Source organism: Aquimarina algicola (genome assembly GCF_006443095.1).
Classification (GTDB): domain Bacteria; phylum Bacteroidota; class Bacteroidia; order Flavobacteriales; family Flavobacteriaceae; genus Aquimarina; species Aquimarina algicola.
The window spans coordinates 334243-346945 of sequence record NZ_VFWZ01000001.1 but is presented as its reverse complement, the minus strand read 5'-3'; the positions used below and the strand labels follow the sequence as shown (position 1 = coordinate 346945).

General features: G+C 32.4%; 16 protein-coding genes. 15 read left to right on the top strand and 1 reads right to left on the bottom strand.

Features of this window, described 5'->3' with window-relative positions:
* Positions 1-19: 19 nt before the first annotated feature.
* From FHK87_RS01605 to FHK87_RS01550, 12 genes are all read left to right on the top strand, one after another.
* Entirely contained in the window at positions 20-520 is a 501-nt protein-coding gene (locus tag FHK87_RS01605) for a nuclear transport factor 2 family protein (RefSeq protein ID WP_226293981.1), read from the top strand.
* Positions 521-598: 78 nt separating this feature from the next.
* Positions 599-1279, top strand: a complete 681-nt coding sequence (locus tag FHK87_RS01600) for an NUDIX hydrolase (protein ID WP_140588976.1) — start codon at positions 599-601, stop codon at positions 1277-1279.
* 157 nt (positions 1280-1436) lie between these two features.
* A complete protein-coding gene (gene prs, locus FHK87_RS01595) occupies positions 1437-2255 on the top strand; it encodes a ribose-phosphate diphosphokinase (protein ID WP_140588974.1) in 819 nt (272 codons plus the stop codon).
* A gap of 6 nt (positions 2256-2261) precedes the next feature.
* The gene (locus FHK87_RS01590) at positions 2262-3203 is read left to right on the top strand and encodes an ADP-ribosylglycohydrolase family protein (RefSeq protein ID WP_140588972.1); all 942 of its coding nucleotides are present in this window, start codon (positions 2262-2264) and stop codon (positions 3201-3203) included.
* On the top strand, positions 3200-3772 hold the full coding sequence (locus FHK87_RS01585) for an NADAR family protein (RefSeq protein WP_140588970.1): 573 nt from the start codon (positions 3200-3202) through the stop codon (positions 3770-3772). Before FHK87_RS01590 ends, FHK87_RS01585 begins: the two co-directional genes overlap by 4 nt.
* A complete protein-coding gene (locus tag FHK87_RS01580) occupies positions 3756-4391 on the top strand; it encodes a DUF4291 domain-containing protein (protein ID WP_140588968.1) in 636 nt (211 codons plus the stop codon). The genes FHK87_RS01585 and FHK87_RS01580 overlap by 17 nt, the downstream gene beginning before the upstream one ends.
* Positions 4388-4864, top strand: coding sequence for a macro domain-containing protein (locus tag FHK87_RS01575; RefSeq protein ID WP_140588966.1), 477 nt, complete (start codon positions 4388-4390; stop codon positions 4862-4864). Before FHK87_RS01580 ends, FHK87_RS01575 begins: the two co-directional genes overlap by 4 nt.
* 33 nt (positions 4865-4897) lie before the next feature.
* On the top strand, positions 4898-5410 hold the full coding sequence (locus FHK87_RS01570; protein ID WP_140588964.1) for an O-acetyl-ADP-ribose deacetylase: 513 nt from the start codon (positions 4898-4900) through the stop codon (positions 5408-5410).
* Complete coding sequence (locus tag FHK87_RS01565; RefSeq protein ID WP_140588962.1) at positions 5407-5937, top strand: LOG family protein; 531 nt, start codon at positions 5407-5409, stop codon at positions 5935-5937. The genes FHK87_RS01570 and FHK87_RS01565 overlap by 4 nt, the downstream gene beginning before the upstream one ends.
* Positions 5937-6482: an RNA 2'-phosphotransferase gene (locus tag FHK87_RS01560; RefSeq protein WP_140588960.1), complete on the top strand. Its 546-nt coding sequence runs from the start codon at positions 5937-5939 to the stop codon at positions 6480-6482. The genes FHK87_RS01565 and FHK87_RS01560 overlap by 1 nt, the downstream gene beginning before the upstream one ends.
* A gap of 4 nt (positions 6483-6486) precedes the next feature.
* The gene (locus tag FHK87_RS01555) at positions 6487-7038 is read left to right on the top strand and encodes a 2OG-Fe(II) oxygenase (RefSeq protein WP_140588957.1); all 552 of its coding nucleotides are present in this window, start codon (positions 6487-6489) and stop codon (positions 7036-7038) included.
* The gene (locus tag FHK87_RS01550; protein ID WP_140588955.1) at positions 7035-7766 is read left to right on the top strand and encodes a metallophosphoesterase family protein; all 732 of its coding nucleotides are present in this window, start codon (positions 7035-7037) and stop codon (positions 7764-7766) included. Before FHK87_RS01555 ends, FHK87_RS01550 begins: the two co-directional genes overlap by 4 nt.
* A gap of 85 nt (positions 7767-7851) precedes the next feature.
* Here the strand turns inward: FHK87_RS01550 and FHK87_RS01545 are convergent, their stop codons facing one another.
* On the bottom strand, positions 7852-8034 hold the full coding sequence (locus FHK87_RS01545) for a hypothetical protein (RefSeq protein WP_140588953.1): 183 nt from the start codon (positions 8032-8034) through the stop codon (positions 7852-7854).
* Positions 8035-8165: 131 nt separating this feature from the next.
* On the opposite strand from FHK87_RS01545, the gene FHK87_RS01540 reads away from it, so the two are divergent.
* The 3 genes from FHK87_RS01540 to FHK87_RS01530 all read left to right on the top strand — a co-directional run bounded on the left by FHK87_RS01540 (position 8166) and on the right by FHK87_RS01530 (position 12695).
* Positions 8166-9611 (top strand): nicotinate phosphoribosyltransferase, encoded by a 1446-nt coding sequence (locus FHK87_RS01540; RefSeq protein WP_140588950.1) that lies wholly within the window; start codon positions 8166-8168, stop codon positions 9609-9611.
* Between the two features lie 238 nt (positions 9612-9849).
* A complete protein-coding gene (locus FHK87_RS01535; protein WP_140588948.1) occupies positions 9850-10641 on the top strand; it encodes a hypothetical protein in 792 nt (263 codons plus the stop codon).
* 290 nt (positions 10642-10931) lie between these two features.
* Positions 10932-12695 carry a type VI secretion system Vgr family protein gene (locus FHK87_RS01530; protein WP_140588946.1) on the top strand — a complete coding sequence of 588 codons (1764 nt, stop codon included), beginning with the start codon at positions 10932-10934 and terminating at the stop codon, positions 12693-12695.
* Positions 12696-12703: the final 8 nt, after the last annotated feature.

Sequence of the window (12703 nt, the reverse complement as noted above, 5' to 3'; positions counted from 1 at the left end):
AAAAAGAAATATTGAAAACATGAAAATAATAGTAAAAATAGCTCTGGTATTAGTAATACTATTGAGTGCCTGTAAGGATTCTAAAAAAACATCTATAAAAACCAATCATAACCCCGAAAGTATTTTACAAGAATATATGTTTGCATGGACAAAACATGACGCTTCAGAAATTGGCAGTTTTTTTGACCAAAATGTCATATGGTATAACTTACCATCAGATACAATAATCAAAGGGAAATCTAATGTTACCAAACATATTACTGATACTTTTATGGGAAATGTCCCTGACATGTATTGGGTAAGAAGTGGAGATGCTTTTATCGACAAAAACACAATTACATATGAATGGACGTATGGAGGAACTTTTAATGGTCAATGGGGTTCGAACATCATTAAAAATAAAAAGTTTTCTATCAAAGGAATCAGTACAACAACTATTAACGAAGAAGGTAAGATTATAGCACAAAAAGATTACTACGATCTCTATCGGCTTCAAAAACAACTTGAACGTGTTGAATAATAATTTTTAAACTCTATTTTCTTAAAAAATCTCTTAATATAGTAAATACTATAACTGTAAATTCATAATTTTGCGTATATGATACGCCAAAATATTAAAGTTGCTGTAGATGCCGTAGTCTTTGGTTACAAAGATAAATCTTTGAATGTGTTGCTAATCAAACGAGATATAGAACCTTTTAAAGATTCATGGGCATTGCCTGGAGGATTAGTTTTAGAAAACGAAAGTTTGGAAGAAGCAGTAATGCGTGAATTAAAAGAAGAAACCAACGTAACTGCAGATTACTTGGAACAATTGTATTCATTTGGTGCTGTAAAAAGAGATCCAAGAAATAGAGTCATTAGTATCACATATTTTGCATTAGTCAAACCCGAACATCATAAGATCAAAGCAGATACAGATGCCAATGATGTAGCTTGGTTTCCTATTCAGGAATTACCAGAACTAGCATTTGATCACCATATGATTCTTGAACAGGCAAAAAAAAGGTTAAAAAACAAATTGACTTACGAACCTATAGGTTTTGACCTTCTCGATGATAAATTTCTGTTTTCTGATTTAGAAAAGTTATACATGACAATTTTAGAGAAGGAAATAGACCGAAGGAACTTTAGAAAAAAAATACTCAGTTTTGATATCTTAGAAGAATTAGACGAAAAAGTTTCAGAAGGCAGGGGCAGACCTGCAAATCTATTTCAATTTAATAAAAAACAATACTTCAAGCACCAAAAAGAAGGATTCATATTTGATATTAAATAAGATCTGTTGCTTCGATAATTTTAAGATTTTTTACATCTCAATCTCCTTACAAAATCTAAAAATCTGATTTGGAATATTTTATTTTAATGTAAATTTTACGCAAAATATTTGGTTAATCCATTATTGAACTCTAAATTTGCGTAAAAATAACACAATAATGAAGTATTTACATCTAGATTCGTCGTTTACACCATATAATTCGTCCATCAATTTTGAAGCATTTACGTTCAATGGGGGAGAGCCGCACATCAAAATCCTTGATCAAAATATTGGAAATGAGATTACAATTACACATCGTATCAATTCTTTTAATGATTTGGGATTGTTGCTTATTGCTACAGATGCCTTAAGAAGAATGAAAGTGAAGCATATTAATGTTTTCATACCGTATTTTCCGGCAGCACGACAAGATAGGGTGATGGTTTCAGGAGAACCTTTGAGTGTAAAAGTATATGCAGATATTATTAATGCTCAACAGTATGATGAGGTACTTGTTTTTGATCCACATTCTGAAGTAACTCCGGCAGTATTAAACAATGTCAAAGTCATTCATAACTATGATTTTGTAAAAGAAAGTTTATCAACAATACACGAAGAGGTGTTACTAATTTCTCCTGATGGGGGTGCATTAAAAAAGATCTATAAAGTATCAGAGTATTTAGGAGGTATAGAAGTAATAGAATGTTCAAAAAAGAGAGATGTAACTACAGGGCAATTATCTGGTTTTAGAGTGTATGAAGAAGATTTGAATCATAAACATTGTGTTATTGTAGACGATATTTGTGATGGAGGAGGTACTTTTTTAGGTCTGGCACAAGCATTAAAAGAGAAAAACGCCGGTAAATTAAGCCTCATTGTGAGTCATGGGATTTTTAGTAAAGGAACAACAACATTAATAGAGGAATTCGATACCATTTTTACAACAAACTCTTTCAAGGATGTCAATGAAAAAGGAGTGGTACAAATAAAATTTTAAGAAAAAATGAGGTTAGATAACATAAAAGCAGGAATATTCGGAGTAGCAGTTGGAGATGCAGTAGGAGTTCCGTATGAATTTCTAGACCGAAAAATAATGGATAAAAAACCAGCGAGAGATATGACTGGATTTGGTAGTCATAATCAACCCGTTGGTACTTGGTCTGATGACAGTTCTTTAACCTTTTGTCTTATGGATAGTTTATGTAATGGTTATGACCTAAATGATATCGGAAAAAAACAAATGCAATGGTTTTATGAGAGTCTTTGGACTCCACATGGAGAAGTTTTTGATATTGGAATCACAACCAGAAATGCTATAGATAATTTTAAAAGAGGTATGCCTCCCCAATTTTGTGGTGGAGAAGGTGAATATGCTAACGGAAACGGCTCTTTAATGCGAATATTGCCAATAGTATTTTTTCTTGAAAAAGAAAACGATATCGAAAAACGATACGAGATCATACAAGAAGTATCTTCTTTGACTCATAGACATTTTCGATCTGTTTTTTCTTGTTTTATTTATGTTGAATACGCATTGTTATTACTATCAGGCAAAGATAAGAAAGAAGGATACTCAGAACTAAAAAGTAAGATCATCAACTTTATATCAAAGAAAAATTTTGATCAAAAAGAGGTGCATTTTTTCTCAAGAGTTTTAGAAGAAGATATTTCAAAACAGAATCGATCAGATATAAAAGGAAGTGGATACGTATTACACTCATTAGAAGCATCTTTTTGGTGTCTTTTGAACTCAAACTCATATCAAGAAGCCGTGTTAAAAGCAGTGAATCTTGGAGAAGATACAGATACAACCGGTGCAATTACAGGAGGTCTTGCAGGAATATATTATGGATATCATAATATCCCCGAAAGTTGGAGTTTACAACTAGCCAGATATGATGATATCATAGCACTAATTCATAAGTTTAATACTAGTTTACAATGAAATATACACGACAACAAATAGAAACTATTTTTAATACAGGAAAAAAATTAAAATACCTTTTCTTTTGGGGACATACACCCAACAAAGATGGTAACATTGGTAAAAGTTGTTTTAGCCAATGGTGGAAATCTGCTTTTGAGGTTGAAGGTATTACGTATAAAACTGCCGAACACTGGATGATGGCAGAAAAAGCAAGAGTATTTGATGATCCAAAAATGATAGAAGAAATTATAATGTCTTCTAGCCCTATGGAAGCAAAACAACTCGGTAGGAAAGTGAAAAATTTTGATCCAAAAATTTGGAATCAGCATAAATATGAAATCGTAAAACAAGGTAACATACATAAATTCTCTCAACACCAAGAATTAAAAGATTTTTTATTAAGTACAAAAAATAGAATTCTTGTAGAAGCCAGCCCTAGAGATCGGATTTGGGGAATTGGTATGGGGCAAAGTAATGAAAAAGCCGAAAATCCAAACCTTTGGAGAGGCCAAAATTTACTAGGCTTTGCTTTGATGGAAGTGAGAGATGAGTTACAAACACATAAAAAAAATGAAATTACAACTTAAAAAATATACAGAACAACAATCCGTATGGCCGCAAACAGGATACCATATTATGGCACAATATGATGATGAGAAAATAATAGTATATCAATCATATCGACCCGAAATAGGAAATTTTGCGGCAAAAAATCAATTCTTTGGAGGTGCATTTAGTTTGGATAGAATGACCTGGATAAAACCTAATTTTTTATGGATGATGTTTAGAAATGGTTGGGCAACAAAAGAAGGTCAAGAAACTGTATTAGCAATCCATCTCAAGAGAGCTGCTTTTGAAAACTATCTGGAGAATGCAGTATATTCTTCTTATAAATCAAAATTATATGATTCTTATGAATCTTGGCAAGAGGATGTAAAAAGATCTGATGTCAGATTGCAATGGGACCCTGATCATAATCCTTATGGTACAAAATTAGAACGTAGAGCTATTCAAATTGGTTTACGTAACAAGTTTATTACATCATACGCAAAAGAAGATATTATTGAAATAGAAGATATTACAGATTTTGTAACAGAACAACACAAATTTGTAAAATCACAAGAGCTTGAAAAACTTTTGATTCCCGAAGAGAAACCACTGATTTTTGATAACGAAGAATTAAACAGCTACTTGATGTTGAGATGAAAACGATAAAATACATAAAAGGAGATGCCACTTTACCTCAAGCCAAAGGAAACAAAATTATAGTTCACGTTTGTAATAACCTTGGTGGTTGGGGTAAGGGGTTTGTCTTAGCAATTTCAAAAAAATGGGCAGAACCTGAAAAAAGATATCGAGAATGGCATCGTAATAGAGCAAAAAATGATTTTGAACTCGGAGCAATTCAAATAGTCCCTGTTAATGATTATATCTATGTAGGCAATATGATCGCCCAACAAGGCATGAAAACAGGGAGTAACGGTGTTCCTATACGTTATAATGCTGTCAAAACCTGTTTAGAAAAGATAGCTGTAGAAGCAGAAAAACTTCAGGCGAGTATACACATGCCTAGAATTGGATGTGGTTTGGCAGGAGGGAAGTGGGAAAAAATCGAACCGATTATTAAAGAAACATTAATACAAAAAGACATAGAAGTCTTTGTATATGATTTTAATTAAGAGAATAACGAATAAATAAAATGTATAAGACTAATGAGGTTAAAAACAATACAAGCAGATATTACTGAAGTAAAAGTTGATGCAATTGTTAATGCCGCAAATTCATCTTTACTTGGCGGAAGTGGTGTTGATGGAGCTATACATCGCAAAGGAGGAACAGACATTTTAGAGGCTTGTAGGTTAATTATAAATAAACAAGGTAAATGTAATGTTGGAGAAGCTGTAATTACAACCGCCGGAAATTTACCTGCAAAGTATGTAATTCATACTGTAGGACCTGTTTGGAATCAAGGAGGCGAAGAAAAAGAAGCCCTATTGGTTAATTGCTATCAAAATTCGTTACAACTTGCATTGAAAAACAAAATTAAAAGTATTGCATTCCCGAATATTAGCACAGGTATTTATAAGTTCCCAAAGGATCTAGCAGCTAAAATTGCTATAGAAACAGTAAAAAACTTTAAAAGTCAAAACGTTATCAACGAAGTTATATTTGTTTGTTTTGACAATGAAAATTTAAAGTTATATGAAAAAAAACTAAAAAAATGAAAAAAGAAAAATACGCAACACTTTTTGGAGGAGCAGGGAGAGACCGAGAAAGTAATGAATATAGAGAAACAGTTTTAATAGGTCAATTACTGGCAGAAAATGATTTTATAATCAAAAATGGGGGGTATGGAGGGATGATGGAAGCAGTATCCAAAGGAGCAACATCCAAAAATGGAAAAGCAATAGGAGTAACCTGTAAACAAGTTGGTTCAGAAAAAGGGAACTCATTTCTATCAGAAACTATAGTCACCCAGACATTGTTTGAGCGATTACAAATCTTAATAGAAAACACAGAACTGTTTATTGTTCAAAAAGGTGGTATTGGCACGTTATCAGAAGTATTTCTGACCCTAGACATCATTAGAAAAGAAAAAACACAACAAAGACCTAAAATCTATTTTATAGGAGAGGTTTGGAATGATGTAATTTCAAATTTAAAATCAAATTTGATCCCAAAACATGAACACGATTTATTCAAAATAGTAAATGATTTTGAAGCATTTAAGAAAGAATTATTACAAGAGTAATGAAAACAAACCATAAACATATAAGTAAATTTTTAAGCCTAATTCTTAGGCATGATCCCGATAAGATCGGATTACAACTCGATCAAAATGGTTGGGCAGACGTAAGCGAATTACTTGCAAAAGCACAACAACAAATACCAAAACTAGATATAAATCTTTTAAAAGAAGTTGTTGAAAACAATGACAAAAAGCGATTTGCTTTTAACGAAGATGTAACCAAAATAAGGGCGAATCAAGGACACTCAATACACATAAATTTAGGATATCAACCAAAACAACCACCAGAGTTTTTATATCATGGTACAGTCTCAAAATTTATGGATGCTATTCGAGAAAAAGGATTATTAAAAATGAGCCGTCATCACGTGCATTTGAGTGAAGAAAGAGAAACCGCTACAAAAGTAGGTGCTAGAAGAGGAAAACCAATCATCTTAACCATACGATCCGGCGAAATGTTTAGAAATGAAATTGATTTTTTTCAATCAGAGAATGGAGTTTGGTTAACAGATCATGTTTTACCACAGTATATTGAATTTAAAAAGTAGTGTAATGCAAATAATCAAAGAATTACATCCTGAAATATTTTTAATTGAAAACTTTCTCTCTAATAAAATGTGTAATAATTTTATAGAAAAGGGAGAACAAGTATCTTTTGAAGAGGCAAAAGTAAATATTGATGGTAAAGAAGTGATGTTTAAAGGGATTCGTAATAATAAACGTATCATATTCAAAGATCAATTTATTGCTAATAACATTTGGTCGCAAGTACAACCTTTTTTTAAAGGCATGTTTAAAGAGTACAATGCCATTGGATTAAATGATAGGTTTCGAATTTATAAATACGATACAGGAGAGCGATTCAAAATGCATAGAGACGGGAGCTATAAAAAAAATGAAACTGAATCTAGTTTTTTATCGTTCTTAATCTATCTTAATGATGACTTTGAAGGTGGTGAAACTTATTTTGAAAAAGGGATTACCATAACTCCAAAAATTGGTGATGCACTATTATTCTACCATCCTTTACGTCATGAAGGAAAACCAATTACATCAGGAACAAAATATGTTTTAAGGACAGATGTTATGCGCAAAATACAATGAAAAGAACACTGGTAATAGGAGACATACATGGCGGATTTAAAGCTTTACTTCAAGTTTTTAAAAGAGCTAATGTGACTACAAATGATACCCTTATATTTCTTGGAGATTATGTAGATGGGTGGAGCGAGTCTGCACAACTTATAGAATTTCTTATTGATTTAGATAAAAAGCAGAAATGTATTTTCATAAAAGGGAATCACGATGTCTGGTGTCATGAGTGGTTATTAAATTTATACATTGGCAACTATGGTATTTGGTACAAAAATGGTGGAAAAGAAACAATAGCATCTTACAATAGTCAAGAGTTTGATACAGAAAAACACCTACAGTTTTTTGATCAATTGATAAATTATTATGTTGATAAAGAAAATCGTCTTTTTATTCATGCTGGGTTTTCTTCTATGAAAGGGCCAGAAAACGAAGTATATCTTACCAATTACAGATGGGATAGAACACTTTGGGAAATGGCTATAGTTATGGACAAAAGAGTGAAAAAAGATTCTGCTTTTTATCCCAATAGATTAAAATTATATAACGAAATTTATATTGGTCATACTCCTACCTTACATTACGAAACTATTGTCCCTATGCAAGGCATCAATGTTTGGAATATCGATACAGGTGCCGCATTTACAGGAAAACTTTCTGTTTTAGATATCGACACTAAAGAATTTTGGCAAAGCGATTCATTGCCTTCTTTATACCCAAATGAAAAAGGTAGAAATTAAAGAGAGTACATTACATTACCGTTCTAAACTAAAAAACCAAAGATGAGAATCTTTGGCTTCTTACATTGTATACAAAAGTTATATGCTATTGTTCGAAACAATCTACACTTACTAGAACACAAAATTTATATTGATCCGGCAAATTATTATATTGCTCGCATGTTACAACGATAGGGCCTGTGTAGCCATCACATCGTCCGCCACCTTTTATGTTCTGTTGCTCATTTTTAGTTAATACTGTTCCTAATTTTAAAAGTGAATTTTTCATATAATAAAGGTTTTAAGGTTTACTATAGATTTTATATATCTATATTTTAAATATAATAATTTTCAGCAAAAATTGTCTGAAATAAATATTTGTTTTATATTTGCGTATAAATAACGCAAAATAACATTCAAATGAATCCACTACTTTTAACAGATGGTTATAAACTAGGTCACAAAGAGCAATACCCAAAAGGGACAACAATGGTATATTCAAACTGGACTCCACGCAAAAGTAGAGTAGAAGGGATTGATAAAGTAGTGTTTTTTGGGTTGCAATATTTTATTAAAGAATACCTAATAAAACAATTTAATACAGATTTTTTTGAAAAACCAAAGTATGAAGTCATTGCAGAATATAAAAAATATGTAGACATTTATCTAGGCGTTGATTACGACATTACACATATAGAAGAATTGCATGATCTAGGTTTTCTACCCATAGAAATCAAAGCTATTCCAGAAGGCACAGAAGTACCTATTAGAGTGCCTATGTTCACATTGGTGAATACCAAACCAGAGTTCTTTTGGCTTACCAACTATTTAGAAACATTGATATCCAGTATTATTTGGCAACCTTGTACATCAGCTACAATTGCCAAGCAATATAAAAAAATCTTAACTCGCTATGCTTTAGAAACTGATAAGGATAATATCGAATTTGTCACATGGCAAGGTCACGACTTTTCGATGAGAGGAATGTCTGGTACAGAATCTTCTATTTTGAGTGGTATGGGGCATGCACTCTCTTTTTCGGGTAGTGATACACTTCCTGTGGCAAAAGCTTATGAAACATTTTATAATACAGATGTAACCAAAGAATTAGTTATTGGTAGTGTAAATGCTACAGAGCATAGTGTAATGTGTGCCGGTAGTAAAGATGACGAAGTAGGTACTTTTAGAAGATTATTAGAAACCTACCCAACAGGAATTTTATCTGTAGTATCTGATACATGGGATTTATGGAAAGTCCTCACAGAATATTTACCACAATTGAAAGAAGAAATCCTAAACCGTGATGGTAAACTGGTAATTAGACCTGATTCTGGTGATCCGGTAGATATCATTTGTGGTTGTGATGATAAAAATCCAATAGTTGCCAAAGGTGTTATAGAATTACTATGGGACGAGTTCGGAGGTACAATAAATGAACAAGGATATAAAGTTCTTAACCCCAAAATTGGAGCAATTTATGGAGATAGTATAACCATAGAAAGAGCTACTCAAATTTGTGAACGACTTAAACAAAAAGGATTTGCCTCTACCAATGTAGTTTTAGGCATAGGTAGTTTTACGTATCAATATAATACCAGAGATACTTTTGGTTTTGCTATGAAAGCAACTTATGTAGAAATTAATGGAGAAGGAAGAGAAATTTTTAAAGACCCTATCACAGATGACGGAACCAAAAAATCTGCCAAAGGACTCATACAATTATATCAAGAAAATGGTAAGATTATATACAAAGATCAAGTATCAAAAGAAGAAGAAGGGAGAGGGCTTTTACAAACTGTTTTTAGTAATGGTAAACTCATAATTGATGATACCTTAACAGATATTAGAAAAAGAACTTCTAATTAAAAGGCTTTAAATATAATCTGTTTTAAAAATATCAACACTAGATTATAAAATCATCAAACTACATATAGTTTGATGATTTTTTTTATACATGACTAAACACAAAATTAACGGTAATAGTACTACGAATATTCTGATATATTTATAACTATAACAACATGGCTATTTTCACTGTATTCGGGGTTTTACTACAAATTAGATATTCTCACTTTTGTGATATAAAAATAAAATATCTTAATTTATGAAATTAAAATCAATTCTTCTTTTATTGTTCCTTTGTCTGGCAAATATAAGTTTTGCACAACATGTATATTTCTACACATCAGGATCTCGTAATGTGGGCAAAAACGAAATAACAATCTTACTGAGTAGTAAAAAGCAAAAAGATACAAAATACAATATGACATATACCTGGATTAGGATTGATGTGGCAGAAGGTACAAGTACACTAAAAGTAAATTCTTCTAAATATGGAGATATCGAATCCATAAAAGTAGATATGAAAAAAAATGATGTGGCTTTTTATGAAATTGATGCGAGTAATACTTCAATAAAAGTAGTAGAAAAACAAGAAAAATGGGTAAGTTCTAGTGTGCAATCAGATTATAACAACATAAAACACAATAGAGAACTTAAGGAAAGAATAAAAAATCACCCCAAAACCAATTGGGATCAACAAAAACTAAAAAAATACTTTGATACATCAACAGATACCATAGAAGGGATATATGAAGTTCCTTATATTGATGGCAGACATCCAGCTTACATATTAGGTATTATCAAAAATAAAGATAATGGCTTTGATATTATTTATTTGGATGGAAGTATCGGTAACACCTGGAAAAAAGGAGATCTAAAAGGCTCACTAATAAGAACAGGCGCAAAAAATGTTTTTAGACTGAACTGGTACAATGAAGATAAAACTCTAGCCGAAAAAAAATATGCCGAGTACCATGAAGGTAGAATTAATCTGAGAATATCAAATAGTGAATCACTATACTACTTAAAAATGTATCCATATTTTAAAGAGTAACAAAAAGAAAAATAAAGTCAATTACTCTCTGAGTGTGCCTTAGAATATTTGAACATCTACTATCAAGTAAAAGAGGATTGGTTTATAGATCAATCCTCTTTTTCATTGTATTTAAATTGTCTCTTCAATAAACATCAAAAAACATGTATGTAAGGGAAATAATAAACAAAATTATACGAATATTTTCTTTTTTTTCATTAAAAAGTTCTTTGAAAATGTTATTTTTAGTAGATGTAAAGTAAAGGAAATCAAATCAATCGCTACATTTATAACTCTAAAAACTCTAAAACATGGCACTACAAACCATCACACAAATATCCATTTCTGGAAAAGCCATTGAATCTTATAAAAGTTTAAAATTAGTACAAGAGATTGATGCACATCATGATCTAGAAATTGTTTGCCGAACTGATGTTGTAGAAAAATTATCAGAAGAATTAATCGGTGAGAGCAAAGACTATCTTGGGGGTATCATCACAATCCAAATTGGCGCTAACAAAGGATTTGGCGGTTATAAAGAATTAGAGTTCAAAGGAGTGGTCACCAAAGTAAAAGCTACCAAAGGTTTTGATCGCTCTTCTGGAGATCTCGTGACTATATACGGCAAAAGCCCTTCTGTTTTAGCAGACGATGGTAGTCATTATGCTTCTTTTAATGATTTTGGGCTCGCAGAAATTCTCAATCAAACTTTTCAAGGATATGATAAGGGAAAATTAGAAACAGCTTTTTCACCCGTATCTTCAGATACAATTCATTATTCGGTACAACATAATCAAAGTGCTTTTAGCTACGCTAGCAGGTTAGCAGCATATCATAATGAGTGGTTCTATTACGATGGCAAAGCACTAATTTTTGGTAGCCCTGGAGAAGAAGAAACGACATTAACATACGGTGTAGATTTACGAGACTTTTCTCTAGAATTAAGTTCTTTACCCAATTCATTCGACTATTTTACAAATGATTACCTTACCGACGAATTACATCAAAAAAGCAGTACAGAAGTAGCAATTCCGGCAGATGGATATCATGGTTTTGCCGATCAAAAATCCAAAGAACTATATGCCAAACAAACACAAGTCTATCATAACCTCTATAGTGATACCTCACTAAAACAACGATTAGACACCCAGGTAGAAGAATATACAAAATCAGTTGCCATGCAGCAAGTAATTGCAAAAGGCTCGTCTGATAATCCCGGAGTAAATCTTGGCGAGATTATTAGTATAAAAGGATATGGCAAATACCGAATTATAAAAGTTACACACACCAATACAGAAAGCGGAGTATACAAAAACAGTTTTGAAGCAGTAGACGCTAACTTTACTGCGTATCCCAAAATGGATATTCAGCTCTATCCAAAAAGTGAAACCCAAGTTGCTACAGTAATGGAGAATGTTGATCCCGATGGTTTGAGTAGAATACGGGTACAATTCCCCTGGCAAAAACCTCACGGAGAATTAACTCCGTGGTTGCGTGTCGTATCTCCGCATGCCGGCGGAGAAAAAGGATTTCACTTTATTCCGGAAAAAGGAGAAGAAGTTCTCGTAGGTTTTGAAGGCGGAAATGCAGAACGCCCCTACATAATGGGTAGTTTATATACCGGTACAGCACAACCGGGAGCTTTTCAGAGCAGTGCTAATGATATCAAAGCCATACAATCCCGTAGTGGTAATAAAATGATTCTCGATGATAATGTAGGGAGTATGCTGCTTACCGATAAGGGAACTGCTTCTATGATGATGGATGGTGGAGGAAATACAAGTGTAAATACAGATGCAAGTCATACCACAACCGTAGGAGAAAACTCTAGCGTACTCAAAATGGATGCTGATGGTAATATCGATCTTAGCGGAAAAGAAAAACTGACTATTACCATTGGAGAAAGTAGTATTACCATGCTCAAAGACGGAACCATAAAACTAAAAGGAAAAGCAATTACTACAGAAGGAGATGATATAAGTATTGGTGCTAATAACACAACTGCGATTTTTGCACCTCATAATCACATTGCGGGAACAACAAAGATGGATGGCGGAGATGTATTTATTAACTAAAACACGTA